Source organism: Arthrobacter sp. NtRootA1 (assembly GCF_019976975.1).
Taxonomy (GTDB): domain Bacteria; phylum Actinomycetota; class Actinomycetes; order Actinomycetales; family Micrococcaceae; genus Arthrobacter; species Arthrobacter aromaticivorans.
In genome coordinates this window covers 1,079,872-1,106,187 of record NZ_AP024630.1, presented here as the reverse complement: position 1 = coordinate 1,106,187, position 26,316 = coordinate 1,079,872, and the positions used below count along the sequence as shown (strand labels likewise).

The following is a 26,316-nucleotide window of genomic DNA, read 5'->3' as shown; positions in this document are numbered from 1 at the left end:
ACGGTCAAATGCCCCCTCAGCGGAAACAAGACGGCAATTCCAAAACCGTTGACACGTGACCAAATGGTCACCTATTCTGAACCCATGGACGCCGTGTTCAAGGCACTGGCAGACCCCACCCGGCGGGAGTTGCTCGATGAGCTGTTTCGCGAGGATGGGCAAACCCTCACCGCACTCGGAGCCCGGTTCGAGATGACCCGCTTCGGCATCGCCAAGCACCTCAAACTGTTGGAGGATGCCGGACTGGTGGTCACGCGCCGCCGAGGACGTGAAAAGCTGCATTTCCTGAACCCCGTCCCCATCCGGCTCATCCATGACCGCTGGGTGAGCAAATACGCAGAACCATGGGCCGCTGCACTCAGCGACCTCAAATCCAGATTGGAAAGTCCCATGGAAAAGATCTTCGAGATTTACATCAAAACCACCCCGGAACGGCTCTGGGAAGCCATCACCAACAGCGAAATCCGGAGCAAGTACCAGTTCGGTAACACGTTCACGGCGGACTGGACTCCCGGCGGCCGGTTTGAAATGCGGAACGTCAAAGCAGACGAGCCCCTGGGCGAAGGCGAGAACATCGAGGTCGATCCCCCGCGGCGGCTGGTCCAGACGATGCAAGCGTTGTGGGGCGAGGACGTCAAAGCGGAAGGAACGTCGCGGATCACCTGGGAAATCGAACCCGTGGGCGATTCGTGCCACCTCACCGTGACGCACGATCAGCTCCGCGACGGCGCCAACGAACAGCTGTACGGCGGCTGGCCCATGATCCTCTCCGGGCTTAAGACGTGGCTCGAAACAGGCGAAACACTGACAACGCCTGGCTCGCTCATGTACGCCTAGGCACGTTAAACCACGACGACGGCGGGAGCTTCCCGCCGTCGTCGTCGCTATGTATTGCCTCCCGCCAGTTAGGCGACGGGAGCGGTGAGCTCCTCTTCCGAGAGCCAGGCCGCCTGCATGGTGCCCAGCAGGTGCGGCGCGAAGTCTTCGCCGATTTCCAGCACCACGCGGCACCGCGCACCGCGCTGGTCCGGGAAGCCGAGGTACTGTCCACGGAGGTCGCACACCGTCTGACCGCGGCTGGGACCGTTTGTTGTGTCTACCTCCACCCGCACTGTGGGCGCTACCGTCAACTCCACTCCCCTGACGGCGATGGCTGCAGCCAGGGGATCGTGCATCGCCGAACAAGCGCGCCCGAAGATGTCCACATAGAAGCCGAAGTAGTAGCCGAGCATGCTGCCGAGCGCTTGCGAAACGGGGTGCTCGGATGCCAGCAACTCTTGGCGGTGGGTTTCCTCCAGGACGTTGGTCATCGTGACGTCCAGCGGCACCAGTGTCACGTTCCACTCGGCGGCGAGTACTTCCGCCGCAGCCTCGGGGTCGTTGGCGATGTTGGCTTCTGCCACGGGCGTGATGTTTCCCGGCGCCAGGGCTGCGCCACCCATGATGGTGATTTCCGCGATGAGCTCCGGCAGCCTGGGCTCCAGCCGAAGGGCTTCGGCGATATTCGTCAGCGGCCCGATCGCCACAACACGAAGCGCCCCAGCATGCTTGTGTGCCAGCTGCACCAGCAGTTCAGCAGCCGTTGCCTCAACGGGCTCACGATCCGACGGAGCAAGCTCCACCCCGCCGATTCCGTTATCGCCATGGACATGCGGCGCCCCACCGTGGAAGCTACCGACCTGCGGATCATGTGCACCGATCGCCACGGGGATGTCCGGATGCCCGGCCAATTTAAGCAAGTCCAGGGTGTTCCGGGCACCTCCGGCGGCGCTGATATTGCCGCTCACGGTGCCGATTCCCACGAGTTCCGCTCTCGGGGTTGCCAGCAGGTAGGCGAGGGCGAGGGCGTCGTCGATTCCCGTATCGCAGTCGAGGTAGAAGGGGGCGGCGGGGGGCTGGATCATGGTCTCTCGTTTCAGGATGTAGCGGAGTGTTGTGAAGAGGATCGGGGCGGACGCGCGGTGCTGCGTACCGGCGTCGGGCGTTAGATCTTTTCGCCCTTGGGGGCTGTGATGAACAGGCTGACGAGGAAGGCGAGGACGGTGATGGACACCGAAATCCAGAGCGCCGTCGAGTACCCGGCCGCGGTGCCCTGACCGGCGAACGGTGCAACAACCACGACGCCGAGGCTCGCCCCGATGCCGAAGGAGGCGCCGTTGATTCCCGGCAGCGCGGCAGGTGCTTCCTTGGGCGAGAGCAGGACCGAGAGCCCGTTGATCGCAGTGAGAAAGAAGCCGTTGTAGAAGATGCCCAAGGCTGCGATCGCGATGAGGACCGCCACTTGGTTGTCGGCGAACAGCGCTGCAGCAATGGCGCAGGCCAGGCTCGTGGCCGTGCCGACGCGCACGGTCTTGATCCAGCCACGGCGGTCGGCAATCCAGCCGGCTAGCGGGGCCGCGAACACGCCGATCAGGGCTGCCGGAGTCAGGAACAGTAATGCTGCCACCGAGGCCGGCAAGCCGAAGCCATTTTCCTTGTCCTGGCTGATCAGCACCACGGTGAAGTTGATGATGGCGAAGATTCCCGCGAGCGTCAGCACAGTGGTGACGATGACCGGCCATACCTGGCGCGAACGGAGGTGGTGGACTGCCACCAGAGGCGTGGAGCGCTTCTTCTCGATGAGCCAGAACGCGGTAAAGGAAACGATGCTACCGGCGAGCAGGCCAAGCGCGGCAGGTGAGACCCAGCCGGCAGAGGAACCCGTTGAGACGAAGTAGGTGATGAAGACCAGGAACACGGACAGCGAACCTGCGCCCCACCAGTCCATCCGGCCCGGAGTGACAGCGGACTTTCCGCCCGGGACCACTTTGATGACGCAGACGACGGCGATCGCGGCCAGGGCGAGGACGGCAACAAAGATCGACTGGAAGCCGAGAGTTTCAGCCATGAGCCCACCAAAGTAGCCATCTACCCCGCCCACACCGCCGTTAATGGCGGCGATGATGCCGATGGACGTGCCGAAGAGTCGGGCAGGCAAGTATTCGTTAAGGACGATGTAGGAGAGCGCGAAGATGGCGCTCGAGACACCCTGCATGAAACGGCCCGCGACCAGCAGTGGCAGGCTCGGAGCGAAGATGCACAACACCGTGCCAGCGCCCATGATGGCCAGGACCAGGAGCAGTGCGGTGCGGCGGCCGATAAAGTCGCTCCAGCGTCCAATCACCGGTCCGGAGATGGCTCCCGCAAGGAAGAACATGGACTGCACCTGGGCCACAGCCTCGGGCGTCTCGCCAAAGAAGGAACCAATGTGCGGGAGTGCCGGGGTGATCATGCTGGCGTTGAGTTGGAACGACAATACGGCCAGAACCAACGTGGTGATCAGCAGGACTGCCGCACGACCGCCGGGGCGGGTCTCCGACGTCGCTTCTACGGCTTCGGAAGGCTGCGCCTCTACCGCTGTGTTGGGGATATTCACATCAAACTCCTTTGTCCGAGGGCGCAGGCGGCGCCACGAGATGTGAGTTGTTATACAAGCATGTATTACGAGCTTGTGCAACCTATCACATTTTTCCGGTACAGTGTCCGTAACCAAACCCAAGCGAGGCACCCTTGACCGACAATGCCGTCCAGTTCCTGTCCCGACCCATTGCGCCCCAACCCGGCCAGCCCTTGCGCGTTGCGGCATACTCACGCATCGCCGAGGCAATCAGGACCAAGCTCCTCCCTCCCGGCTCGCTACTCCCCACCGAGACCGAGCTGGGCGTCATGATGGACGTCAGCCGCACCGTGATCCGGGAAGCGCTGATGTTGCTGGAGGAAGACGGACTCACCAGGGCACGGCGGGGAGTCGGACGATTCGTGGCTGATTCGCTGCCACGGATCGGCATCGAACACATCCGCCCGTTCGATCAACTCCTTGGCGGGCCGGACCAGGACATCCAGGTCAAGCGCGTTGCTGCGATCAAACAGCCGGCCTCCGAATTTGTTGCCCCCGGACTCGGCGTGGAACCGGGCCAGGACGTCTGGTTCTGGGAAAGCGTGCTGATCCGCAATGGCGACCCCGTGGCACACCTGCAGGAAAACGTGGCAGAAAGCATCCCCGAAGCCGAGGCACTCTCAGAAGCAGCGGAAGGTCCCACCCTTTCGGCTTCCACCCTTTTGGAAGTCCTCAGCGGCTTTCCGGGGGCGTCGCTTGGCCCTGGCGAATGCGAAATCAGCCTGAGTACCGCAGGTCCCAGCCGCGCCAAATTGCTGGATCTTCGGCCGTCTGAGCCGGTTCTGGTCCTCACTCAATACGTCCGCCGCAAGGGTTCCCCGTTCTACCTGGCCAAGTGCCTTGTGGCCGCCAAGGCCGGCCACCTCTCCGTCATCCAGTCCTCCTGAATCCTCCCGAAAAGGTCCCTCCATGAGCTCCTCGCCTCAGTCTTCCGCGCCCATTTTGGCTCCCGCAAACACCGCGCTCACCGTTGTGGGCAGCATCAACCTCGACATCACGGCTACCGCCAGCCGCCTCCCGACGCCGGGCGAAACCGTGGGCGGCGCCGTCCTCCGTCAGCAGCCCGGCGGCAAGGGCGCCAACCAAGCCGTGGCTGCAGCCCGGCTCGCTGGCGCTTCCCGCATGGTGGGGGCAGTAGGGCGGGACGAAGCAGGCCGGAGCCTCCTCGAAGCAATGGCAAGTGCCGGCGTCGACGTCCAGGACATCGCGCAAGTGGATGCCGCGACGGGGACAGCCCTGGTTCTGGTGGACATTGAAGGCGAGAACCAGATTGTTGTGTGCCCGGGCGCCAATGGGCAGGTGTCCGTGGAAGGCGTCTCCTTCGCGGAGGAAGAAGCCGTCCTGTGCCAACTCGAAGTTGACCAGGACGTGGTGCTGGAAGCCGCCCGCCGAACCAAAGGCTATTTTGCCCTCAACGCAGCGCCTGCTGCGCCCATCGTTCCGGAGCTCCTGGAACGCTGCGACCTTGTGATCGTGAACGAGACCGAGTACGCCCTGATCCCTGCCCTTCGCACGGCACCCTTGGTTGCCGTGACGTATGGGGGCGAGGGCTCGGCGATCTTTGAGCATGGCGAACGCGTGGCCGAAGCCCCCGCGGTACGGGTCACGGATATCGCGAACACGATCGGAGCCGGCGATGCTTTCTGCGCCGCCCTTGTCTTGGCTCTCCGCTCCGGACTTGAAAACAGCCATGCTCTGGCCGTGGCCAACGCCGTGGGCGCGGATGCTGTCCGGGATGCTTCGTCACAGCCTGCGTTGAAGTCGTTGGAGCACTACGTTGAGGCGACGCGCACCTCTTTGGCGGTCTGACCTTTCGCGGCCTGACCTTTCGCGGCCTGATCTTTCGAGTCTGGCTAAGGCCGGTTTAGCCCACGATCCGGAACTCGTCGAATTCGCCGGTCGCATCGGAGACGTCAAACTCCATATTCTCGATTCGACCAGGTGCCCGCGCCGAATGGAGCCAACTCACCAGTGCCTCGGCATGGGATACCGGTCCCTCGGCAACCAATTGCACGGATCCGTCGCGATTATTCCGGACGGTCCCCTTCAGCATTAGCTCATCCGCTTTGCGGGCCGTCCAGTAGCGGAATCCCACGCCTTGGACCACGCCGGTGATGCGGGCAGTGATCCGTACCTCGTCATCGGCAGAGCGGTTTTCCAGCGACTCAGTCATGGACCCAATCTAGCCCGGCACACCTGCGATACCGAGTGGGGAGCCCGACGAAACCCGCCCTCGTTCGCACTACTCACCGCACAAGGGTGAGTGGAGCGAACAAGGGCGGGTCCGGCGTGCATCAGGCGACCAGCGCGGCAGGAACTAGGTCAGCCCACCACGATGTCGTGCGTCGCGTGGTCGTACGTAAAGGTGACCGTGCCGCCGTCGTGGTTCAACTCGTGGTTGGCGCCATCGCGGACGCCAAACGCGCCATAGTTCTCATCCCACGAACGGTTCAGCGCGATCTTGTACGTATAGAAACCGGCCGGCAGTTCAGCCGTCAGCGTCCACAGCTGAACCAACGGGTTGAACTCCATCTGGACTTCGTCGTACTGGGGAGCCCAGTCTTCCGGAGCTCCCAGGATCTTGTTGAAGTCGCCCGCAATCGCGACGGCGTCCGGCTGGGGCAGGGTCTCGACGGCCGGAGCCGCCGCTGCCTTCGCAGGAGCCTTGCGAGTGGAAGGCTTCTTCGCGGCTGGCGCGTCCTTGCTGGTTGCAGCCTTAGAGGTCGCAGCCTTAGTGGTCGCAGTCTTGGCGGTCGCAGCCTTCGGAGCTGCAGCCTTCTTCGACGTTGCCGCACGCTTCGTCTTGGCCTTGGCGGGAGGGGCCGTAGGCACGGGAACATCGGCTGGTACCGGTGTTCCGGCGTCGAGGGCCTCTGCGAAAGCCGAAACGTCAGGGAAGGCGACAGTCGCCCGCAGTCCGTCTTCCGGGATGGTCCATCCCGAACGCCCCTTGACCAGCCAGCCGGCCTTGACCAGCTTTGCCGATGCCGACGTCAGGGTTTTGTGGCCGCGGGGAATGCCCCCACTGAGAAGTTCAGCCTCATGATCGTTGAAAGGAACGCGTCCGATGGCCTCTGCCAGGACTTCCCCTGCGTTCAGCGTGGCTCCAGACCATACGCCCTCAGCGAGGATGTCCAGTACGGCCTTCAGACGAAGGTTGGTGTTCTCGGCGGTGTTCGCGCCCATGCTTCTCCTTCTACGGTGGATAATCCCTTGCAGTTTGCCAATGAATTGTTAATTCGCGCGACTGATATTGGTAAACACCGTGTGTCGTGACCGAGTATGACATTTCCGCGGCCGGAAGTGATCGACGGGTCTCGCCTCCAGCACCAATTCAGGGTTTATTGGGCAGGCGCAGACGCCTTGACCCACTCCGTCACTTCGTCCAGCAATACGGCTTTCCGGGCGGCGCTGGCGAACGAAGAGCGGATCGAGTTTGCCGCCAAAGTGGCCTGCTCAGGAACCGAGAATTCCAGGACCTTGGCCAACTGCTCGAAGTTGTCGTCTACGTAGCCGCCAAAGTAGGCAGGGTCATCCGAGTTCACGCAAACGTTCAAACCGATGGCAAGCATCTCCGGCAGTGGGTGGTCGGCCAGCTTGTCCACCGCACGCAAACGAACGTTGGATAGCGGGCAAACAGTCAGGGGCACCTGCTCGGCGACGAGCCGCTGCACCACCTCCGTGTCTTCCATGCAGCGGATACCGTGATCGATCCGCTCCACATGCAGCACGTCCAGGGCCTCGGTGATGTAGGCGGGCGGCCCTTCCTCACCCGCGTGGGCGATCCTTCGCAGCCCGGCCTCACCGGCGCGCTGGTACAGTCGCTCAAACTTCGACGGCGGATTGCCCACCTCTGCTGAGTCCAGCCCAATGCCGACGATGGGGGCGTGCATCGCGAGCAACTGGTCCAACACTTCAAGTGCTGATTCCTCGGACATGTCCCTGAGGAACGCAGCTATGAGGAGTGTAGTGACGCCGAAGTCTTCCTCGGATGTCGCCAGCGCATTGGCGACGCCATTGACGCACACCTCAAGCGGGACACCCCTGGATACGTGCGCCTGGGGATCCATCATGATCTCCGCGTGGCGCACTCCTCCGGCTGCGGCACGCTGAAGGTAAGCGCGAGTCATATCGGTGAAGTCCTGTTCAGTCTGCAGGACGGCCATGTTGGCGTAGTACAGATCAAGGAAGGACTGCAGATCCGTAAATTCATACTTCTCCCGCAGTTCCTCGATGTCTTCGTAGGGCAGTTCGATGCCGTTACGTTCGGCCAGGGCAAAGATCAGCTCTGGCTGGAGAGTCCCTTCGATGTGCAGGTGCAGTTCGGCAACCGGGGGCGCCGTCGTCGTCGTTTTCTCGCCAAAAGTTTCCACTCGACAACTCTAGGCCCCATATCCGCACGTGTCCCGGAGCACTCAACTTGGTTCTTCGCCGCGGGACCCCCAAACTGAAAGGATGCAGACTTTCCTCCCTTTCGCCGATTTCCGTGAGAGCGCCGCGGCGCTCGACACCTCAAGGCTCGGCAAACAGCGCGTCGAAGCCCTCCAGGTCCTCCGCGCACTGGTCATCCCGGAGTACGGTTGGCAGCAGCACCCCGCCGTCCGTATGTGGATGGGCCACGTCCCCGCCCTCACCATGTACGGTCTGGCAATGGCCGACGAGTGGATCCAGCGAGGCCACCCGGACAACACCCGCAACAACATCGCTGAGTTCGCACCCCAGGCGGCACATCCGGACTACGCCTCCAGGATCGTCATGCCGCCGTGGCTGGGCTACGAGGACCTGCACCTCAGCCACCGCTCCAAGCTCCTTGGGAAAGATCCCAAGTTCTACGGACCGCTCTTCCCCGGCGTCGAAGAAAAGCTCGAGTACATATGGCCTGAGCCCAAGCACGAGTTCCACCCTGAAGACCCTGACGAGGACCGACTCTGGATCCTGCGGGCCAACGTGGAGGACCTCCGTCCGGAGCAGCTCACCACGGTAAGCATGCCCCCTCACGGCAAGGCAAAGGCCGTTTCCAACGCCGATGAGTATGAGTTCGTGTACGCCGAGGAGAAGTCCCGGCGCCAGGTGGGCGGCCCCAAGAAGCGGCCCGTGAAACAACTGGAGAAGAAGCCCACGCGGAAACGCCAAGCCCAGGAAGCTGCGTTCAACACACTTCCCGGCAAGACCGAAATCGCCGTCCCGTTCGACGGCGGCCAGATCTTTGCCGTCGGCTTGGTCCAGGGACGGCCTATCACGGTTGATGGCAAGTTCGCGCGCAACTTCGAAGTCACGGACGTGGTCAAGCGCTCCGATTTCGATTACCCGGCCCTGCTGCAGGACCCTCGGGTCTTCTTCCCGATCCCCGCACCGGCACAGTAGCAGCGAGGGAGGGCCATGGATTTCCAGCACATCATCGAAGAAGTCGGCCGGTACATGGACTTCGCCGGAGTGGCAGTCATGGTGGTTGGGGCGCTGGTTTCCATCCCGCTCGCGTTGCGCGGGTACCAACCCAAACGCGCCAGTGGGCTCGCACCATTTTCGCCTTACCGCGCCTACCGGCAATTGCTGGGACGGTCGATCCTCCTGGGCCTTGAGCTCCTGGTGGCCGCCGACATCATCCGCACAGTTGCTGTGACGCCCACGTTTGAAAGCGTGGGCGTGCTTGCGATCATCGTGCTGATCCGGACGTTCCTGAGCTTCTCCCTGGAGTTGGAGATCACTGGCCGTTGGCCGTGGCAAAAGGAAAAAGAGCACGACGCCGGCAGCTCAGTTCCGGACGGCTCGTCGGTTCCGTCGTAGGGGTCCGTCGCAGCAAATCCCGGCCTTGTACGCAGATCGCAACCTTGTAGGTGGGGTTTAGCGAACAAGACCGGGATTTGTGGCTCGGGTGAAGGGCTACTTGCCGAGCCCTGCCCGACGAAGTGCTTCGGCCATCGCTGTGTTGGCGGGAGCTTCAGACTGCTGGGGTTTGCCCTGGCGACGATCACCCTGGCCCGGCTGCCCACCACCACGCTGACCATGCTGCCCACCCGAACGCTGGCCTCCAGCATTCCGTGCACCCGGGTTTGCTCCGCCCGAGGAACGTCCTCCGGAACCGCGGCCGCCCCCGGTACCGGGTTCGTCGTCGAGCCTTAGGGTCAGGGAGATGCGCTTGCGCTCGGGATCGGCTTCAAGCACCTTGACCCGCACTACCTGCCCGGACTTCACGATCTCGCGGGGATCCGAGACGAATTTGTTGGACAGCGCAGACACATGGACCAGCCCATCCTGGTGCACTCCGACGTCCACAAAAGCACCGAAAGCGGCAACGTTGGTGACGGTGCCTTCCAGGATCATGCCCGGTTTGAGGTCCGAGATCTTTTCGATGCCCTCCGAGAATGATGCCGCCTTGAACGCAGGACGGGGGTCGCGGCCCGGCTTCTCGAGCTCGGTCATGATGTCCTTGACGGTCGGCAGGCCGAACGTGCCATCCACGAATGCCTGCGGATCCAGTGACGTGGTGGGTCCGCCACCGGCCGCGACGAGGATCTTGCGCGCAACGGAGTAAGCCTCCGGGTGCACGCTGGAAGCATCCAACGGCTCCGCTCCCCCAGTGATCCGTAGGAAGCCTGCACACTGCTCGAACGCCTTCGCTCCCAGGCGGGGTACCTTCTTGAGGTCGCTCCGCTTGGCGAAAGGGCCATTCTCATTGCGGTACGCCACAATGTTTTCGCTCAGCAAAGGTCCGACGCCGGCCACTCGACTCAGCAGGGCAGGAGACGCCGTGTTAACGTCCACGCCCACGGCGTTCACGCAGTCTTCCACCACGGCATCCAGTGAGCGGTCCAGCTTGGCAGCCGTGACATCGTGCTGGTACTGGCCAACCCCGATCGACTTGGGTTCGATCTTCACCAGTTCGGCCAGCGGATCCTGAAGCCGGCGGGCAATAGAGACAGCTCCGCGGAGTGAAACGTCCATGCCGGGGAGCTCGGAAGCTGCCAAGGCCGACGCGGAGTACACGGAAGCCCCGGCCTCGGAAACAACGAGTTTCTGGACACCCTTGGAACCGGCGGCCTCGAGGGACTTGATGAGTTCGGTGGCCAGCTTGTCCGTTTCCCGGGACGCGGTGCCGTTGCCGATTGCCACGAGCTCCACGTTGTACTGCTTGGCGAGGCGGCCGAGCGTGGCCAGTGCCTCGTCCCATTTCTTTGCCGGCGCGTGAGGATAGATGGTATCCGTGGCAACCACCTTGCCCGTGCCATCCACCACCGCCACCTTGACCCCCGTACGGAGTCCCGGGTCCAGGCCGAGCGTGGAGCGGTTGCCGGCAGGCGCAGCGAGCAACACATCACGCAGGTTGGCGGCGAAGACGCGGACAGCCTCATCCTCGGCATCAGCAAACATCCGTCCGCGAAGATCCGTAGTGAGGCGGTCCAGGATGCGACCGCGCCAGGCGAGCTGGGCAGTCTGGGTGAGCCAGAGATCGGCAGGACGGCCGTGGTTGGCGACCCCAAGGCACTTGGCCACAGCGTTCTCGTAGCGGCCGCGGGCTGCGGCCAGGGCGTCGTCGTCGGCGGGGTCTGCTTCGGCGAGGTCCAACTCAAGTACGCCGTCCTTTTCACCCCGCAACAGGGCGAGCACCCGGTGCGACGGCATTCCGGACGGGACTTGCGTGAACTCGAAGTAGTCCTTGAACTTCTGGCCCTCGGCCTCCATGCCCTTCTTGACGCGGGAGACCATCCGCCCCTGCTTCCAGAGCCGTTCCCGCAGGTCCTCGGCCAGGTCGGGGTCCTGGGCCACGCGCTCCACCAGAATCGCCCGGGCACCTGCGAGCGCAGCGGATGCGTCATCAATGGAGTGCTCGGCGTTGAGGTACTTGGCGGCTTCGGTTTCTGGGTCCAGCTGTGGGTTGGCAAGCAGGACGTCGGCCAGCGGCTCCAATCCGGCTTCGCGGGCAATCTGAGCCTTGGTGCGGCGCTTGGATTTGAAGGGGAGGTAGATGTCCTCCAGCCGCGCCTTGGTGTCAGCACCCACGACGGCGGCTTCCAGTTCCGGGGTTAGCTTGCCTTGGGCTGCTATCGCCTCCAGGACGGTCTTGCGCCGTTCTTCCAGCTCTCGCAGGTAGCGGAGCCGTTCCTCAAGATCGCGCAGCTGGGTGTCATCGAGCGTCCCGGTGACTTCCTTACGGTAGCGGGCGATGAAGGGAACGGTGGATCCGGCGTCGAGCAGTTCCACCGCGGCCTTGACCTGCCAGGCCTTGACGCCGAGTTCGTTGGCGATGAGGTGGTGGATGGCAGAATCGGCTGACTGGTGTTGGAGAGATTGAGTCACCCTGACAGTTTGCCTCACATGACCCACAGTTTTCAGGTTCGGGTTCCGGAAAGCCTATGCCGGGAGCGCTGTTAGTGCTGTAGTTGGAGCATGCAGGAACTGCTCATCATCCTTCAGGACGGGTTTGTTTCCGATGACGTGAGCGTGACCGTCAACGGCAAGGAAGCTGTGTCCGAACGGGATGTGTCCACCAAGATGCTGTTGGGAATGGCCGACGAAATCACGGTGGAGCTGCCGGCGAAAGGCGCCACGGTGGGAGTTGAAGTCCGAAGCAGAAAGCTCAGCGCAACGAAAAAGCTCGCTGGTAAACCCAGGAGCCTGATTGTCTCCATAGAGGACGACGAGCTCGTGCTGCGCGAAGGAACGGGCCGCGAGGCGTTCCTCTGACGGGGAGCGCTTCGCGGCGGCTGGATGTACGTGCCGGATCGGCAACTTAGTGTGCCATGTGCTCCTTGGCGGAAATGTGCTCCACCAGTTCGCCAACGCGGTCCTCGGTGTAGTTGCGTGCAATGTCACCTTGGCTGATGATGCCAACGAACTTGTGGTCGCTGATGACGGGAAGCCGGCGAACCTGGTGCTCCTCCATCATCCGAATACATTCATCGATGCTGGCGTCCGCATCAATCCAGTAGGGCTTGCCTTGGGCGAGCTCGCTGGCGCGTACTTCACGGGCGTCCTTGCCTTCGGCCAGGACCTTGACCACGATGTCGCGGTCGGTGATGAAACCGGAGAGCTTGCCGTCATTCCCGCAGATAGGAAGTGAACCGCAGTCCAGTTCCTTCATCTTGCGGGCGGCGTCCTGGAGAGTCTGGTCTTCAGGAATGCACCAGGCATTCGTTGTCATGAATTCACGTACGACACTCATGGGTCCTCCTTCATCGATTGGACTTTATCGACGCGGGGTCCTTCGGGATGGTCCTTTCGGCACCGACGCCGATGATGCCAGCCTACGCTCGGCGGCTGCGGCTGACTAGGCGATCCCGCAGGTTGCCGGGCGGAATTTTAGTCAGCCCCCTAGATATAATCCATTCGGTGGAGTATCCTCCTTTTTGGGTTACACACGGCTTCTGGGCATCGGCCACTCACATCCTTCGGGACTCCCCACATGCATCGCCTCCGCCCTGAACCGTCATGCCGTCCATCTGCTTTCCCCAGTGATGGACGAACGCATTGTTGACTGCTTGCAGAGCGAGAAAGATCCTCCCATGGACACCCCCAACGTCCCCAGTACCCACTACTCCCCTGTCCCCCACCACCCCAATGAAACCCCGTTCCCGACCGCTTTTGAGCCCCACGCTTTTGGGTCCCGCGCTTTTGAGCCCCAACCCAGCACCTTGACATGGCCCTCCGAAGATTGGTGGAGGTGCTGGCGCTCTGCACCCGTCAGCGGCCGTTATGAAGGCAACCAGGCAAGCAGCGGCCCTGTCGGCAGCGCGCTGGACCTCCGCTTGGACGTCGATCCCCGCCAGGGCGTGGAATCCCCGGTGCTGAACAAAGTCAGTGGCGATCTATACAACACCCGCTGGGTCAAAGCGGGTGGCGTCAACCAACTCGTGAAGACCTATGTGGAGTCTTGGATCGTGGACGCGCCGGTAGTCACCATGACCCATGCCGATGCACACATCACTGGAACGGTCCGCTACTGGAAAGGCACGCACCCGGCCACAACCGTGGAAATCACTGTGTCCTGGTCCCACGGGGCCATCACTGGCGCAGTGGCCACGTTCACGGCAGGCAGCGTTGCCGGGCAGCCCTACGCGTGCGCCTACCGTTCGGGCTGCTTCCGGGACGTCAACCTTGAACTGGACTATTGCAGTTCCGTGGATGTCGATCCCAAAGTCCCGATCTACAACAGCCACGCCCACAACAACCGCCCGGCCGATCTCTCCGAGCGGACCCTCAGCATCGAGTCCTCGTACAAAGACGCAGGGGTGGCCGTCACCATCGACCCCGTGCACACGGTGATCGACGACAGCGCCGCGGGCTTCGCCTCCTGGAACGTCGGCGAACTGCACGATGCCATGGAAACTTCGTTCGGCAAGTTCAACTCCGGCTGGCCAGCATGGAACTTGTGGGGCGTGCAGGCCGGCATCTTCGACACTGCCGGAGTGGGTGGCATCATGTTCGACGCCGCTGCGGGCTTTGGCGGCGCAGGTCGCGGTCCGGATCGCCAGGGTTTCGCGATATTCCGCAACCACACGTGGTTTACGAATCTCGTCTCCAATCCGACCACCCAGGACCAAGCGTGGGCCATGCGCCATTTCCTCTACACCTGGGTCCACGAGGCAGGACATGCTTTTAACTTCCTGCATGCGTGGGACAAAGCCAGGCCTGATTCCCTTTCGTGGATGAACTACGACTGGAAATACGATCAGCGCAACGGCACGGACACCTTCTGGGCAAACTTCCGCTTCCGTTTCGACGACGACGAGCTGCTCCACATGCGTCACGGCGACCGGGCCTCCGTGATCATGGGCGGTGATCCGTGGGCTTCGGGCGGACATCTGGAATCTCCTCCGGGGGCTATGACGGTCTCAGGGCCCGGCAGCGATGTGGAGCTGACGCTCACCGGCAAGGACTACTTCGATTACATGGAACCCGTGGCACTCGAATTCCGGCTGCGGAACACCAGTGATGCACCTGTCCCGGTGGACGGGCGGCTCGATCCGAGGTACGGCAACACCACCGTGTACGTCCAAAAACCCGATGGGACCGTGGTGCTCCACGAATCGGTGGTTTGCTTCTACGGGATACCAGACATGGTGATGCTCTCGCCGGCCGCCCCTTCGGGTGGGAGCGACGGCAGCGACCGATACAGCCAGCTCGTCCAGTTGGCCTATGGAACGGTGGGGTTCGTCTTCGACAAGCCGGGCCAGTACTTGGTCAGGGCCGTTTACAGCACGGACGGGCTGGTCCAAGCGTCCAACACGTGGCCGTTGCGGGTGGGCTTCCCCGTCACCAAGGAAGAAGACCGGTTTGCGCCGGAGTTCTTCACCCGGGAGGTAGGCCTGACGCTGGCGTTCGAAGGGTCCATGTCGCCCCATTTGAGCAAGGGACTGGATACCCTGGTCGAGGCTGCCGAGCGTTTCAGCGGTGAGCCTTTGGGCGTCAAGGCCGCTACCGCCGTCGCCCAATCCGTGGGAGACGACTTCTTCCGCCGCAAGGACGACAAGATGGTGAAGCACCACAGCGCCGATCCTGAGCGGGCGTTGGCGCTGACGGATGCGGGCCTGGCCAAGTACCAGCAAGAAGGAGCAGCGAGCAGCAACCTCGCCTACCGCAACCTGGTTGAACTGCGCACGGAACTGCACGTCAAGGCCGACAACCCCGCGGCCGCCAAGTCAGAGGTGGAAACCCTAGCCAAAGATCTTGGCTCCCGAGGCGTCAACCCCACCGTCCTGGCCCAGGTCAAGGAGCTGGTCCCATCAACTCCAGTCCCACCAACTCCGGCGGCCCGTTCCCGCCGGTCGGCTCCGAGGAAGCCTGCCAAATAGTCGTCGGATGACCGTTTGGCATGTGGCTACTCCGCAGCCGGCGACGGCGGCACGCTCCATCGCTCGAAACGTGCGTGCCGCCGTCGCTCCTTTAAGCAGTTGCAGTTATTCCGCGATGTCCTCGGCCCAGAGTTCAGGGTGATCGTCCTGGAAGGTGCGCATCATGTCCACGCAGCGGGGGTCATTGAGGACCACTACTTCAACGCCACGCGAACGCAGGAGCTCGAATTCCCCCGGGAACGTCTCCGCTTCGCCCACCACGACGCGCGGGATCTTGAACTGGATGATGGTTCCCGTGCACATCGCGCACGGCGCCAGCGTGGTGTAAAGCGTCGTGTCCCGGTAACTCTTTTGCCGGCCCGCAGCGCGCAACGCGGACATCTCGCCGTGCGCGATCGGATCGCCATGCTGGACACGTTCGTTGTGCCCACTCGCGATGACCTCCCCAGCGCGGGCCAAAGCGGCGCCAATGGGGATCCCGCCCTCGCTGAGACTCTTTTGCGCGGCTTGGTACGCGGCCTCGAACGCTGGGTCCGCAATGGTGAAGGCTGATTCAGTCATGGGGGCAGTCTAAGTTGCCCGCACGCCAAATTGCCCGCACGCTAAATTGTCGGGGGCCGCTGATAGCTTGGCTTCATGGTCCACTTCGCAGTGGTTCATCCGGCAACAGGGAGTAGGTCACGGTGTTCTTTCTCGATTCGGAGATAGCGGGCGCGCCGCAGGATTTGGTGTTCTCAGCCAGCGATCTTGTCATCGCGGCCACCTGTGAGTACCAGCTCCTCCGGAAACTCGACGAAAAACTGGGCCGCTCCCCCAAAGCCGAATTCCCGGCAGATGCCATGTTGGATCGCACGGCGAAGCTTGGCGATGTCCACGAGCACAGGGTCCTGGACGAGTTCATGGCAGAGTTCGGGCCCTGGGATCCGTCTACAGGACAGGGCGTTTACGACGTCGTTCCCGCCCCCGCCATGGACCGCGCCACCCTTTTGGCCAAGCATGCGGAATCCATCGACGCCTTGCGCTCCGGGGCGGACATCGTGTTCCAGGCCGCGTTCTTCGATGGCCAATTCCACGGCCGCTCCGACTTCCTGGTCAAGCGTCCGGGCGGTCAGTACGCCGTCTTCGACACAAAGCTTGCACGCCATGCCAAGGTCACTGCGCTTTTGCAGCTGGCTGCCTATGGCGATCAACTTCTTCAGGCCGGTATTACGCCGGATCCCACTGTCACCTTGGTCCTGGGCAATCGCGTGCACAGCGATCACCCGCTCGCGGAGATTTTGCCCGTCTTCAAGGAACGCCGGGAACGCTTCCTCCGAATGACCACGGCCCATAGGGCTGCTTCAGGACCCATAGAATGGGGCGACTCCCGCTTCTCCGCGTGCGGCCGCTGCGATTACTGTGCCGAGCAAGTAAAACTGCACCGTGACCTCCTCATGGTTGCCGGCATGCGGATCAGCCGCCGCAAGAAGCTGGTGGAGGCCGGGATCACCACGATCGACCAACTGGCCGAGCTCCCCGCTGTCGGTGATCCCACGCTGCTGCGCCTTCGGGAGCAAGCCCAACTCCAGACCGGCACAGGGGCCCCCGATGGGACGGTGAACTACACGGACAAAGCCGGGGAAGCCAAAGCAGTAAGTTACAAGATCCTGCCGGACAACACCCTCGGCAGGCTCCCTACGCCGGACCCCGGGGACATCTTCTTCGATTTTGAGGGCGATCCCCTTTGGCAGGATCCAGTCACAGGGAAATGGGGCCTTGAGTACCTTTTCGGAGTCATCGAAAACCCCTTGGAGCCTGGCTCCGAACCGGTCTTCCGCCCGTTCTGGGCGCATTCACGAGCTGAAGAAGGCCAGGCATTCGTAGACTTCCTGGAGTATGTTGCCAAGCGCCGTGCCAGCTACCCCGGCATGCATATCTACCACTACGCGGCTTACGAGAAAACTGCCCTCCGCAATCTCTCCCTGACGCACGTGACGGGTGAAAACGCCGTGGACGATCTCCTGAAGCAAGGCGTGCTGGTGGACCTCTACGACACCGTCCGCCACAGCATCCGCGTGTCCGAGAATTCGTACAGCATCAAGAAACTGGAGCCCCTTTACATGGGTCAGCACCTGCGCTCCGGAGACGTGACCGACGCCGGAGCCTCCGTGGTTGCTTATGCCGACTACTGCACGGCTCGAGACACCGATAACCCTGACCAGGCTGCGGCCATCCTCGAAAGCATCAGGGACTACAACGAGTACGACTGCCTCTCGACGCTGGAGCTCCGCAACTGGTTGTTGGCCCGCGCCGCCGAGCGGTCCATCGTCCCGGGCGGCTCTGCCGGCGACGACTCCGGGAATGCGCAAGATTTGGGGGACGAGTCCGATGATTCCCAGGCCGCAGCCGAACCGACGAAATATGAGGCTGCACCGGAAGAAACCGCCCTGCTGGACTACGTTGCCGCGCTGCCGGAAGAGGAAAAGCTGTCCCCCGATTCCCGGGCGATTGCGATTGTGGCCGCGGGCATTGGATATCACCGGCGTGAGGACAAGCAATATTGGTGGGGGCACTTCGACCGCTTGGAAAAGCCAGTGTCCGAGTGGGAGGACGGCCGCGGAAGGCGATCGCGGCTGCGATGTCCCTGGTTGAGCCCACGCGGTTCACCACGAGGTCCTTGGTCAGTTCGTCCTTGCGTTCCTGGCTCAGCGTGCCGCCCATGATGTCGGTATCGACGGGCCCGGGTGAGATCGCATTGACGGTGATGTCGTATTCGCCGAGTTCCCGGGCTGTGGCACGGGTCAGGCCGATGACACCGGCTTTGGCAACCGAGTAGGGAGTCTTGGAGAACGTTCCGCCACCGCGCTGGGCAGAGACCGAGGAGATGTTCACGATGCGGCCGATCCGGTTCTTTACCATGGATTCGACCACTCGACGGGTGGCGTAATGGACACCGTTGAGGTTGATGTTCAGCACGCGATCCCACTCGGCGGGTTCGAGTTCCAGGTAGCCGATGGGCGAGCTGACTCCAGCGACGTTGGCCAAGGCGACGATCTGCGGCAGCTCGGCTTCCAGTTCATCGATCGCTGCCCGGACTTCGGCTTCGCTGGCGACGTTCGCACCCACGCCGCGGGCCTGGACTCCGTATTCTGCAGCAACTTCCTTGGCCGCAGCCTTGCAGGCCGCGTCATCCAGGTCGATGATGCCGATGTTCCAACCTTGGGCGGCCAGGTAGTTCACCGTGGCCCTGCCGATGCCGCGCTCGGAAACGGCGCCTGTGACGATGGCGGTGCGTTCAGCGGGGAAAGTCATGTGTTTCTCCTAGAAAGAGTTAGTTGATGGGTGCCGGGCCAAGCTCTTCAATGAGCTTTTGCATGGCGACGTAGGCCTTGTTCCGGTACGCGATGAGTTCCGGGGTGCGCTCGGCGGGGACGTTGAGGAAACCAGCGCCGGTCTTGGTGCCGAGCTTGCCTGCCTCCACGAGGTCCGACAGGATCTTGGGCGTCGCAAAGCGCTCCGGGAAACCGGTCTGCAGGGACTTGTAGCAGAAGTTGTAGACATCCAAACCGGCCATGTCCGCGATCGCGAACGGACCGAAGAACGGCAACCGGAAGCCGAACGTCGTACGCACCAGGGTGTCGACGTCGTCCGCTGTTGCGATGCCCTGCTCCACCAGCTGTGCAGCTTCGTGGAACAGCGCGTACTGCAGGCGGTTGAGCACAAAACCCGTAACGTCCTTCACGACGGCGGTCTGCTTACCGGCCGCATGGACCAGCTCGCGGGAAGCAGCTACCGTAGCGGCGTCAGTGCCGGCGTGCGGAATAACTTCGACGCCCGGAATGAACGGCGACGGGTTGGAGAAGTGAACGCCCAGGAACCGCTCGGGGTTGGTCACGGCTTCTGCCAGGGCGGCAATGGAAATCGTGGAGGTGTTGGAGCCAATCAGGGCATCCGGCCGGGCCGCGGCGCTGATCCGGGCGAGGGTCTGATGCTTGATTTCCAGGACCTCGGGAACGCATTCCTCGATGAAGTCGGCATCAGCAACGGCTTCCTCGATGTCCTTCGCAGCCCAGAGGTTCTGTTTCAGGATTTCAGTGGATCCCGCCGGGAACAGACCATCGGCGATGAACTGATCGGATTCGACCAGCAGGCGGTCGAAGTTCTTCTGCGCAATCTCGGCAGACACGTCCGCCAAAGCCACGCGCGCTCCGCCGAGCGCCAGGACCTGGGCGATGCCGCCGCCCATGTATCCGGAGCCGACGACGGCGATCTTCCGGGCTGTGCTTTTCGCGGTGCCTTCGCTTGCTTCAGGAGTGGTCATGATCAGACTGCCTTCGTGTAGTTGGGCTCGTAGGAGCAAATGGCGTCCACCTTGGCGGCGGAGGATGAGTTTTGGTCGAAGCGGTGGCCGAGCCACTCCCCTACGAGCTTCTTGGCCAGTTCCAAGCCAATCACCCGCTGACCGAGCGTGAGGACCTGGGCATTATTGCTCAACACGGACCGCTCCACCGAGTAACTGTCGTGGGCGGTCACCGCACGGATTCCGGGGACCTTGTTGGCCGCAATGGCCACGCCAAGCCCGGTGCCGCAGATCAGGAGGGCCCGATCGAACTCACCGTCAGCTACCTTGCGGGCGGCATCGACAGCCACGTGGGGATAGGCCGTGGAATCGTTCGCACCGACCCCGACATCGGTCACTGATGCCACACGCGGGTCGGATTCCAGCAATGCCAGAAGTGCTTGCTTGTATTCAACTCCGGCTTCGTCATTGCCGACGACGATGCGCCAGCCTTGTGTGTCGCTCATTCTCAGGCTCCGTTTCCGGCCGGAGCCGCTGAGGCAGCGCTGGCCAGTAGTGAATCGATGTGGTGGGAGATCCTTGTGGCGATCAGGCCAAAGGAGACTGCGCCGGGATCGGGGTGGCCGAGGCTCTTCTCGGCAAGTGGGCGGGCCCGGCCCTTGAGCGGGCGCAGTTCAGCGGTCTGCGCGGCAGCCATTTCAGCAGCCGCAGCAGCTGCTGCCAGTGCCCTGTCAACGGGAGCACCGCCGTCGAGCTCTGTCAGGAACGCGTCCCGGAACGGCAGGAGGGCGTCCACCATGGTCTTGTCTCCGGGCTCGGCCTTCCCGAGTTCGGTGATGGCCCGGACGAACGCGGAAACAGCGGCCCGGGCGTCGTCCGCACTGTACGTTTCGCGGTTGCCGAGTGCTTGGCCGGCCGCGATGACCGCCGAACCCCACAGCGCGCCGGATGTTCCGCCTGCCCGTTCGCTCCAGGCCTCGCCGGCCGCGAGGAGGATTCGCGCTACCGAAGAGCCGGATGCGGCTTCGCCCGCAGCAGCCGCAGCGTCGACGCCACGACGCATGCCGATTCCGTGATCACCGTCGCCGGCGATAGCGTCCAGCTTGCCGAGCTCGTCTTCGTGTTCGACGACGACATCGCGCACCTGGGCGAGAATCGCTACGGCCTGCCGCCCGAGTTCCGCCGCCGCCGGGGTGGCCTGTTCGACGTCGGCGGTTTCGGCGTCGACGATTGCTGCCTCGGCGCGCGCTGCGCGGGGTGCCATGCTGCCCTTGCGGAAAGCGGGGGTATCGGCGGGCGCTGCCCAATACTGTTCGAGTTCATCGTCCAGCCAGAGCAGCGTCAGGGACAGTCCGGACATGTCCAAACTGGTCACCAGTTCGCCGCATTCCGGTTCAACAACGGTGAGACCAGCAGCGGTAAGCAGCTTTTCGACCTTACCGAACAGCAGGAAGAGTTCGTCATACTTCACAGTGCCCAGGCCGTTGACGATCGCCACAACGCGGTCCCCCGAACCCTCGGGCTTGTCAGCGAGCAGCTTGGAAACCAGAAGCTGTGCAAGCTCGGACGCGGTGGGCATCGGGTGTTCCGAGATCCCGGGCTCACCGTGGATTCCGAGGCCCAGGGACATCTGCCCGGCCGGGACGTGGAACAGCGGATCCTTGGCACCAGGCAGGGTACAACCGTCGAAGGCCACCCCGAGGGACCGGGTCCGGTAGTTGGTCTTGATGGCCAAGCGCTCGACGTCGTCAAGGTTCAGTCCCGCTTCGGCTGCGGCGCCTGCGATCTTGAAAACCGTGAGGTCGCCCGCGATGCCGCGGCGCTTCTCGAGTTGGTCGATCGGAGCGCTTGCGATGTCATCCGTGACGGTGACAGTGCGCGTTTCGATGCCCTCGGCGTTGAGGCGGAGCTGTGCCTGGCCAAAGTGCAGGACGTCGCCAGCGTAATTGCCGTAGCTCAGCAGAACGCCACCTCCGGCATTGGCCGCTTTGGCCACGCGGTATACCTGGCCGGCGGCCGGGGAAGCGAACATGTTGCCGCAGGCCGAGCCCGTTGCGAGTCCGGGGCCGACCAATCCGGCGAAGGCCGGGTAGTGCCCGGAACCGCCGCCGACCACCAACGCCACTTGCCCGGCAGGTACTTCGGTGGAGCGGATCACGCCGCCATCTACCCTGGCAACGTAGCCGCGGTTGGCAGCCACGAAGCCGTCCAGGGCTTCATCGGCAAAGTCTGCCGGGTTGTCGAAAATCTGTGTCATTCCTCAGACTCCTGCGAGTTCCGTGACGGGCTGTTGCCGACCTTGCGCGACCTTGCTCGTGCCAAGTTTGTAGCCCTCGGTCTTCGGCAGGACGTGGCGGCGCAGGTATTCCTGGTTGCTGGCCGTGACGCTGAGCCCGTCGCCACCGTAGTGCTCCGTGCAGAGGATGCCCTGGAAGCCGACCGAGAGAGCAAACTTGAATGCCTCGCGGTAGTTGATCAAGCCGCTTTCCATGGGTGCGGGCATGGTGATGTAGCTGTCGCGGGCCACATCTTCGTCGCGGATGTAATTCTTCATGTGCCAGTAGTTGGAGTACGGCAGGGTCTTGGCCACCATCTCGCGCCAGTCCTCGATGGGACGGTGCAGGCGGATCAGGTTTCCGAGGTCCGGGTTGAGGCCGACGTTGTCCAGACCGATGTCCTGGACCAGCTGTACGGATGAATCAGCGGTGCCGAGGTAGGTGTCCTCGTACATTTCCAGGGAGATGAGGATGCCGGCTTCTGCTGCGTGCTTGCCAAGTTCACGGAGGCGGGACACTGCGTTGCCCCACATTTCCTTGTCGCCTACCGGATCCTTGTAACCCTCCACCGTCCAGAACCACAACTGCTTTTGCTGCTCAGGCGTGATGGCCTGGTGAAGTCCGAAGGAGACAACCTCGCATCCAAGCTCTGCTGCGGCGTCGATGGTGCGGTGGCTGTAGGCGAGGTTATCGGCCCAGTCCGTCTGGTGGATGATGCTGCGGCGGATGGCGGAGATGACCGGCACTCCGATGCCCACTTCGTTAGCCGTCTGCTTGAACTCGGCCAGACGCTCCGTGCTGAGATCGCCCGGGCGGACCCAGCTGTCGGTGAGGTCCGCGTGTGCGAACCCAGCCTCCTTCACTTCCTGGAGGACTTCAGCCCAAACGGAAGCGTCGGCGTCGTTGATGTGCCGCCCCGCGGCGTCCACGCCGGGGAACTGTAGGAGGGCCGCGGTGATGGGCCAATTTTCGGCGGTATACGCCATGATGATCACTCCTTCGTGGAATCCTGTTTCCTATAGGATTTATGAACGAAGCAAAGCTGTCAACCCTTTTCGCGAAACTTCCTAGATCCTATATGTCTTACATATGTCTGTGAAGGGGCTCACTGATCGCACGAAAAAGGCCCGCCGCATTCGCGACGAGCCCTTAGGGAGCGGTGGGTGTTCAGTCTTCAGGCGCGTCAGCCATTGCCCGGCCCCGTACCTTTTCCACGTGATTGATCATTGCCTCGGCCGCTTTCCCCGGGTCCCCACTGGACATCGCGTCGAGCACGGCTTGGTGCTCGGCGATGGCCTGCTCCGCATCCGTGATGCCCACTCCCCCAAACAAGCGGAACCGCTGGATCTGCCCGCCCAGTGTGTTGTAAGCGGCGAGGAGGAACTGGTTCCTGGCTTGCGCCGCGATCAACTGGTGGAAACGCTCGTCAGCCTCGAGGTAGCTGCGGTACTCAGCAAACGTGCCGCCCCGCGGTGCCGTCCTGAGATCCTCAACGGCCTGCTTCAGGGCGTCCAAGCCTTCCGAAGTCATGCGTTCGCACGCGAGGCGGGCATTCACAGGCTCTATCGAAAGCCGTGCTTCCATGAGTTCAGCGAAGTCCTCCCGCGTGAACACGGGGGCTACGCGATACCCTTTCAACGCCACGCGGCGCACCATGCCCGTATGCTCCAGTCGCGCCAACGCTTCACGCACGGGGGTAGGAGAAACCTCCAGTTCCCGCGCCATTCCGTCGATGCTGACGGCTGCCCCGGGTTCGAGCCGACCATCCATGAGCCACTCGAGGAGGGCTTCATAAACGTGGTCGGCCAACACCTGGCGGCTGACGGGAAAGCCCGGGCGGGGAAGAGCCGGCGAAGGTTCAGACATGCCACAAATCCTATAGGAACGCGAGCACCAGCCGACCCCTCTTTCCCAACTAGGTCGCAGCAGCGCGCGTTTTGAGCGCTCAAAACGCGCACAAATGCGACCTAGTTGGGCGGGCACACGCTTAACGCACGACGCCGGCACTCGGGTGAGTGCCGGCGTCGCGGTCCTGCTGGGGTTCTGCGCGGTTAGTTGGCGTAGAACGGGTAGTCCGTGTAACCCTTTGCACCCTCGCCATAGAACGTGGAGGCGTCCGGCTCGTTGAGCGGGAGGCTTTCACGCCAGCGGCGCGCGAGGTCCGGGTTGGCAATGGCGGGGCGGCCAACCACAACACCGTCCGCGAGGCCATCGGCCACCAATGCAACAGCTTCCTCGCGCGTGGTGATTTCACTGAAGCCAGTGTTCACCAGGAAAGTGCCGTTGAAGCGTTCGCGAAGATCCTGGACCAGGGCACCCTTGGGGTCGTGGTGCAGGATGCTGAGGTACGCCAGGTTGAGCGGCGCAATGGTCTCTACGAGGACTTCGTAGGTGGCGCGGACGTCTGCGGCATCCGTCTCGGCGATACCCTGCACGTTGTGTTCCGGGGAGATGCGGATGCCAACGCGGTTCGCGCCAAGTGCTTCAACCACCGCATTGACAGTCTCGATCACGAAGCGCGCACGGTTCTCCGGGGACCCACCGTAGCTGTCGGTGCGAACATTCGAGTTGGGCGCAAGGAATTCATGCAGCAGGTAACCGTTTGCCGAGTGAAGTTCCACGCCGTCGAATCCTGCCTCAATCGCGTTCTTCGAGGCGGTGACAATATCCTGAATGACTCCCGGGAGCTCGTCCGTGCGGAGTTCGCGCGGCACCGGGTACGGCTGCTTGCCGATGGGAGTGCGGACATCGCCCTCGATGGCAACAGCACTCGGGCCCACGATTTCGTGGCCGCCCGTGATGTCCGCGTGCGAAACGCGGCCACCGTGCATGACCTGGGCGAAGATGCGCCCACCCTCAGAGTGGACGGCGTCAGTGACCGTCTTCCAGCCTGCGATCTGCGCTTCCGTCACCAGACCAGGCTGGCCTGGATACGACTGACCGGCCGGCGTCGGGTACGTTCCCTCGCTGACAATCAGCCCAAGGGACGCACGCTGCCGGTAGTGCTCGGCGATCAGTGAACCAGGAATGCCGTCCGCGCCGGCCCGCAGCCGGGTCAGGGGCGCCATCACCAGTCGGTTGGGAAGTTCGAGCTCACCAAGGGCCAAGGGGGAAAACAGCATGCGCAGTTCCTTTCAGAATGAATCAGGTTCACTCTGGGCAACTGTGCGGCGTCTGCAACTATTCCGGATGCGAGGCAGATCACAAGCTGCTTAGCCCTGGCCCCGCAGCCTCATGGCGTCGTCGAAGCATTCGCAAAGGGCCAGCACCGCAACCAGGTGCGCTTCTTCGGCATGCGGCGGGTCAGTGTCAATGCAGATCGCTTCGTTGACAGCCTGGGCAAGGTCCTTGGACTCCTTGCCAGTCAATGCCCACACCCGCGCTCCGGCGGCCTTGGCAGCAGCAGCGGCCTCCCGGAGATCATCCGTGATTCCCTTCGCAGCGAGCAACACCACGATGTCGCCACGGCGAACCTGCCCTCGAATCTGGTCACTGATGCTTCCGCGGGCGCCGTCGTTGCCGCTCTTGCTGACAGATATGGCCTTGAAGGCAGAGCCATCCCTGGGGTCGTGGGCCGCCAACTCGGAGGTGAATCTCTGTGCTTCGTGCGCAGAGCCATCGCTGCCGGCTGCAAACACGCTGCCGCCACGAAGACGTACGCGGGCCAGTTCCTCTCCCCATTCAGCGAGCCGCGACGATTCACGGCGCAAGGCCGCTACCGCTGGGCCGATCTCGCCCAAATGGCCAAGAACAACGTCAACCGCATGCCTGTTCTGCCTTGAATCCGTCGGGCGCACCACTTGGCCCGGTCGCCTTACCACGATGCTCACTTCCTGCCTCCGTTTCACCGTAGGAACTTACACGTTCCTATCTCCGTCCCGCCTCGAACTGTCCCTCACGGAACCGTCCCGCACAGAATCGTCCCGGGTAGAGCCCTCCCGCGTAGCCCGCTCCCGCAAAGGCTCTTCCCTAACGGCGCTTTCCCGTGCCGAGCGATCCCGTGTAAGCCGTTGTTCGCTTGTATTCATGTCACGTGTATCCATGTCACGGTCACGTCCACGATCCGCGTCATTCTCCCGGTCGCGGTCAGTCCTGACATCGGGGTCCACTTTGTCGGCGTGGCGCAGGTGTTCCTGTACGCGCCCGCTGGCTTCTTCGGCCTTCTCCGCATGCCGGTCCGCTTCGCGCCGGAGCCGGTTGGCCTCGACTTCTGCCTGAACGGCTGCTGCCTCAGCTTGTGCCGACTGAGCCTTCGCTTGGTGTGCGCCGAGGGCTTCCTGGTCTGCCTTCTCGCGCAGTTCCCCTGCGCGACGGCGATTGAGTTCGGTCTTCTTCTTGCGTCCAACTACCACTGCAATGATCACAGCTGCGACTACGACGACGGCCAACACGATGATCAATACCAGTTGTCCTGTGTCCATGTGGATTGCCTCCCTCGTGAACGGCTTTGTTTGGGCGCCGCCCCTAGCCCATGCTGTGCTTAGTACCCAAAGTTGTACCCATCCAGTGTTCGTTCGAAACGCTTTCTGATCACGT

Annotated in this window: 23 protein-coding genes and 2 pseudogenes; 8 read left to right on the top strand and 17 right to left on the bottom strand. The window is 62.8% G+C overall.

Translation table 11 applies throughout. The features are described 5' to 3' along the window. The first annotated feature begins 84 nt into the window (after positions 1 to 84). Positions 85 to 837: a metalloregulator ArsR/SmtB family transcription factor gene (locus LDN90_RS05215; protein ID WP_223948218.1), complete on the top strand. Its 753-nt coding sequence runs from the start codon at positions 85 to 87 to the stop codon at positions 835 to 837. Between the two features lie 68 nt (positions 838 to 905). Here the strand turns inward: LDN90_RS05215 and LDN90_RS05210 are convergent, their stop codons facing one another. Both LDN90_RS05210 and LDN90_RS05205 read right to left on the bottom strand, forming a co-directional pair. Beyond that, the gene (locus tag LDN90_RS05210; RefSeq protein WP_223948217.1) at positions 906 to 1,904 is read right to left on the bottom strand and encodes a nucleoside hydrolase; all 999 of its coding nucleotides are present in this window, start codon (positions 1,902 to 1,904) and stop codon (positions 906 to 908) included. Between the two features lie 80 nt (positions 1,905 to 1,984). Next, positions 1,985 to 3,415 carry an MFS transporter gene (locus LDN90_RS05205; protein ID WP_223948216.1) on the bottom strand — a complete coding sequence of 477 codons (1,431 nt, stop codon included), beginning with the start codon at positions 3,413 to 3,415 and terminating at the stop codon, positions 1,985 to 1,987. Between the two features lie 134 nt (positions 3,416 to 3,549). Here LDN90_RS05205 and LDN90_RS05200 point away from each other — a divergent pair, with 134 nt between their 5' ends. Both LDN90_RS05200 and LDN90_RS05195 read left to right on the top strand, forming a co-directional pair. Continuing rightward, a complete protein-coding gene (locus LDN90_RS05200) occupies positions 3,550 to 4,323 on the top strand; it encodes a GntR family transcriptional regulator (protein ID WP_223948215.1) in 774 nt (257 codons plus the stop codon). 22 nt (positions 4,324 to 4,345) lie between these two features. Next, the gene (locus tag LDN90_RS05195) at positions 4,346 to 5,245 is read left to right on the top strand and encodes a ribokinase (protein ID WP_223948214.1); all 900 of its coding nucleotides are present in this window, start codon (positions 4,346 to 4,348) and stop codon (positions 5,243 to 5,245) included. 55 nt (positions 5,246 to 5,300) lie between these two features. Here the strand turns inward: LDN90_RS05195 and LDN90_RS05190 are convergent, their stop codons facing one another. The 3 genes from LDN90_RS05190 to LDN90_RS05180 all read right to left on the bottom strand — a co-directional run bounded on the left by LDN90_RS05190 (position 5,301) and on the right by LDN90_RS05180 (position 7,809). Then, on the bottom strand, positions 5,301 to 5,609 hold the full coding sequence (locus tag LDN90_RS05190) for an acylphosphatase (protein ID WP_223948213.1): 309 nt from the start codon (positions 5,607 to 5,609) through the stop codon (positions 5,301 to 5,303). Positions 5,610 to 5,758: 149 nt separating this feature from the next. Continuing rightward, positions 5,759 to 6,622, bottom strand: coding sequence for a glycosidase (locus tag LDN90_RS05185; protein WP_223948212.1), 864 nt, complete (start codon positions 6,620 to 6,622; stop codon positions 5,759 to 5,761). 155 nt (positions 6,623 to 6,777) lie between these two features. After that, a complete protein-coding gene (locus LDN90_RS05180; RefSeq protein ID WP_223948211.1) occupies positions 6,778 to 7,809 on the bottom strand; it encodes an adenosine deaminase in 1,032 nt (343 codons plus the stop codon). 82 nt (positions 7,810 to 7,891) lie between these two features. On the opposite strand from LDN90_RS05180, the gene LDN90_RS05175 reads away from it, so the two are divergent. Further along, positions 7,892 to 8,800 (top strand): MSMEG_6728 family protein, encoded by a 909-nt coding sequence (locus LDN90_RS05175; RefSeq protein WP_216926153.1) that lies wholly within the window; start codon positions 7,892 to 7,894, stop codon positions 8,798 to 8,800. Positions 8,801 to 8,815: 15 nt separating this feature from the next. Then, positions 8,816 to 9,220 carry a DUF1622 domain-containing protein gene (locus LDN90_RS05170; RefSeq protein ID WP_223948210.1) on the top strand — a complete coding sequence of 135 codons (405 nt, stop codon included), beginning with the start codon at positions 8,816 to 8,818 and terminating at the stop codon, positions 9,218 to 9,220. A 96-nt stretch (positions 9,221 to 9,316) separates the two neighbouring features. Here the strand turns inward: LDN90_RS05170 and LDN90_RS05165 are convergent, their stop codons facing one another. After that, positions 9,317 to 11,731, bottom strand: a complete 2,415-nt coding sequence (locus LDN90_RS05165) for a Tex family protein (protein WP_223948209.1) — start codon at positions 11,729 to 11,731, stop codon at positions 9,317 to 9,319. A gap of 90 nt (positions 11,732 to 11,821) precedes the next feature. Here LDN90_RS05165 and LDN90_RS05160 point away from each other — a divergent pair, with 90 nt between their 5' ends. Further along, positions 11,822 to 12,118 carry a hypothetical protein gene (locus LDN90_RS05160; protein ID WP_216926150.1) on the top strand — a complete coding sequence of 99 codons (297 nt, stop codon included), beginning with the start codon at positions 11,822 to 11,824 and terminating at the stop codon, positions 12,116 to 12,118. A 46-nt stretch (positions 12,119 to 12,164) separates the two neighbouring features. Here the strand turns inward: LDN90_RS05160 and LDN90_RS05155 are convergent, their stop codons facing one another. Further along, entirely contained in the window at positions 12,165 to 12,596 is a 432-nt protein-coding gene (locus tag LDN90_RS05155) for a CBS domain-containing protein (protein WP_216926149.1), read from the bottom strand. A 340-nt stretch (positions 12,597 to 12,936) separates the two neighbouring features. On the opposite strand from LDN90_RS05155, the gene LDN90_RS05150 reads away from it, so the two are divergent. Continuing rightward, on the top strand, positions 12,937 to 15,225 hold the full coding sequence (locus LDN90_RS05150; protein WP_223948208.1) for a hypothetical protein: 2,289 nt from the start codon (positions 12,937 to 12,939) through the stop codon (positions 15,223 to 15,225). 105 nt (positions 15,226 to 15,330) lie between these two features. On the opposite strand, the gene LDN90_RS05145 is transcribed toward LDN90_RS05150, so the two are convergent. Continuing rightward, positions 15,331 to 15,786 (bottom strand): nucleoside deaminase, encoded by a 456-nt coding sequence (locus tag LDN90_RS05145; RefSeq protein WP_223948207.1) that lies wholly within the window; start codon positions 15,784 to 15,786, stop codon positions 15,331 to 15,333. Between the two features lie 122 nt (positions 15,787 to 15,908). Between LDN90_RS05145 and LDN90_RS05140 the strand changes: the two are divergent. Beyond that, positions 15,909 to 17,810, top strand: a pseudogene (locus tag LDN90_RS05140) (TM0106 family RecB-like putative nuclease); the annotation flags it as partial. A 13-nt stretch (positions 17,811 to 17,823) separates the two neighbouring features. On the opposite strand, the pseudogene LDN90_RS05135 reads toward LDN90_RS05140, so the two are convergent. The 9 genes and pseudogenes from LDN90_RS05135 to LDN90_RS05095 form a co-directional block, all read right to left on the bottom strand. Next, positions 17,824 to 18,516 (bottom strand): annotated as a pseudogene (locus LDN90_RS05135) (SDR family oxidoreductase); the annotation flags it as partial. Between the two features lie 19 nt (positions 18,517 to 18,535). Beyond that, the gene (locus LDN90_RS05130) at positions 18,536 to 19,525 is read right to left on the bottom strand and encodes a 3-hydroxyacyl-CoA dehydrogenase family protein (protein ID WP_216926142.1); all 990 of its coding nucleotides are present in this window, start codon (positions 19,523 to 19,525) and stop codon (positions 18,536 to 18,538) included. Positions 19,526 to 19,527: 2 nt separating this feature from the next. Next, positions 19,528 to 20,010, bottom strand: a complete 483-nt coding sequence (locus LDN90_RS05125; RefSeq protein WP_223948206.1) for a ribose-5-phosphate isomerase — start codon at positions 20,008 to 20,010, stop codon at positions 19,528 to 19,530. A 2-nt stretch (positions 20,011 to 20,012) separates the two neighbouring features. Beyond that, the gene (gene dhaL / locus LDN90_RS05120; protein ID WP_223948205.1) at positions 20,013 to 21,761 is read right to left on the bottom strand and encodes a dihydroxyacetone kinase subunit DhaL; all 1,749 of its coding nucleotides are present in this window, start codon (positions 21,759 to 21,761) and stop codon (positions 20,013 to 20,015) included. Between the two features lie 3 nt (positions 21,762 to 21,764). Next, positions 21,765 to 22,766 (bottom strand): sugar phosphate isomerase/epimerase family protein, encoded by a 1,002-nt coding sequence (locus tag LDN90_RS05115; RefSeq protein ID WP_223948204.1) that lies wholly within the window; start codon positions 22,764 to 22,766, stop codon positions 21,765 to 21,767. 181 nt (positions 22,767 to 22,947) lie between these two features. Further along, the gene (locus LDN90_RS05110; RefSeq protein ID WP_223948203.1) at positions 22,948 to 23,646 is read right to left on the bottom strand and encodes a GntR family transcriptional regulator; all 699 of its coding nucleotides are present in this window, start codon (positions 23,644 to 23,646) and stop codon (positions 22,948 to 22,950) included. 185 nt (positions 23,647 to 23,831) lie between these two features. Further along, the gene (locus LDN90_RS05105) at positions 23,832 to 24,902 is read right to left on the bottom strand and encodes an alkene reductase (RefSeq protein ID WP_223948202.1); all 1,071 of its coding nucleotides are present in this window, start codon (positions 24,900 to 24,902) and stop codon (positions 23,832 to 23,834) included. A gap of 90 nt (positions 24,903 to 24,992) precedes the next feature. Continuing rightward, positions 24,993 to 25,610, bottom strand: a complete 618-nt coding sequence (locus tag LDN90_RS05100) for an SIS domain-containing protein (protein ID WP_223948201.1) — start codon at positions 25,608 to 25,610, stop codon at positions 24,993 to 24,995. Between the two features lie 27 nt (positions 25,611 to 25,637). Then, complete coding sequence (locus tag LDN90_RS05095) at positions 25,638 to 26,201, bottom strand: hypothetical protein (RefSeq protein WP_223948200.1); 564 nt, start codon at positions 26,199 to 26,201, stop codon at positions 25,638 to 25,640. Between the last annotated feature and the right edge of the window lie 115 nt (positions 26,202 to 26,316).

What these genes read in the sequence shown, in the direction of transcription:
- LDN90_RS05170 (WP_223948210.1), top strand. Translation starts at nt 8,816, where the DNA reads ATGGATTTCCAGCACATCATCGAAGAAGTCGGCCGGTACATGGACTTC.
- LDN90_RS05160 (WP_216926150.1), top strand. Translation starts at nt 11,822, where the DNA reads ATGCAGGAACTGCTCATCATCCTTCAGGACGGGTTTGTTTCCGATGAC.
- LDN90_RS05110 (WP_223948203.1), bottom strand. Translation starts at nt 23,646, where the DNA reads ATGTCTGAACCTTCGCCGGCTCTTCCCCGCCCGGGCTTTCCCGTCAGC.
- LDN90_RS05115 (WP_223948204.1), bottom strand. Translation starts at nt 22,766, where the DNA reads ATGGCGTATACCGCCGAAAATTGGCCCATCACCGCGGCCCTCCTACAG.
- LDN90_RS05145 (WP_223948207.1), bottom strand. Translation starts at nt 15,786, where the DNA reads ATGACTGAATCAGCCTTCACCATTGCGGACCCAGCGTTCGAGGCCGCG.
- dhaL (WP_223948205.1), bottom strand. Translation starts at nt 21,761, where the DNA reads ATGACACAGATTTTCGACAACCCGGCAGACTTTGCCGATGAAGCCCTG.
- LDN90_RS05125 (WP_223948206.1), bottom strand. Translation starts at nt 20,010, where the DNA reads ATGAGCGACACACAAGGCTGGCGCATCGTCGTCGGCAATGACGAAGCC.
- LDN90_RS05155 (WP_216926149.1), bottom strand. Translation starts at nt 12,596, where the DNA reads ATGAGTGTCGTACGTGAATTCATGACAACGAATGCCTGGTGCATTCCT.
- LDN90_RS05210 (WP_223948217.1), bottom strand. Translation starts at nt 1,904, where the DNA reads ATGATCCAGCCCCCCGCCGCCCCCTTCTACCTCGACTGCGATACGGGA.
- LDN90_RS05215 (WP_223948218.1), top strand. Translation starts at nt 85, where the DNA reads ATGGACGCCGTGTTCAAGGCACTGGCAGACCCCACCCGGCGGGAGTTG.
- LDN90_RS05130 (WP_216926142.1), bottom strand. Translation starts at nt 19,525, where the DNA reads ATGACCACTCCTGAAGCAAGCGAAGGCACCGCGAAAAGCACAGCCCGG.
- LDN90_RS05185 (WP_223948212.1), bottom strand. Translation starts at nt 6,622, where the DNA reads ATGGGCGCGAACACCGCCGAGAACACCAACCTTCGTCTGAAGGCCGTA.
- LDN90_RS05105 (WP_223948202.1), bottom strand. Translation starts at nt 24,902, where the DNA reads ATGCTGTTTTCCCCCTTGGCCCTTGGTGAGCTCGAACTTCCCAACCGA.
- LDN90_RS05150 (WP_223948208.1), top strand. Translation starts at nt 12,937, where the DNA reads ATGGACACCCCCAACGTCCCCAGTACCCACTACTCCCCTGTCCCCCAC.
- LDN90_RS05095 (WP_223948200.1), bottom strand. Translation starts at nt 26,201, where the DNA reads ATGGACACAGGACAACTGGTATTGATCATCGTGTTGGCCGTCGTCGTA.
- LDN90_RS05195 (WP_223948214.1), top strand. Translation starts at nt 4,346, where the DNA reads ATGAGCTCCTCGCCTCAGTCTTCCGCGCCCATTTTGGCTCCCGCAAAC.
- LDN90_RS05175 (WP_216926153.1), top strand. Translation starts at nt 7,892, where the DNA reads ATGCAGACTTTCCTCCCTTTCGCCGATTTCCGTGAGAGCGCCGCGGCG.
- LDN90_RS05190 (WP_223948213.1), bottom strand. Translation starts at nt 5,609, where the DNA reads ATGACTGAGTCGCTGGAAAACCGCTCTGCCGATGACGAGGTACGGATC.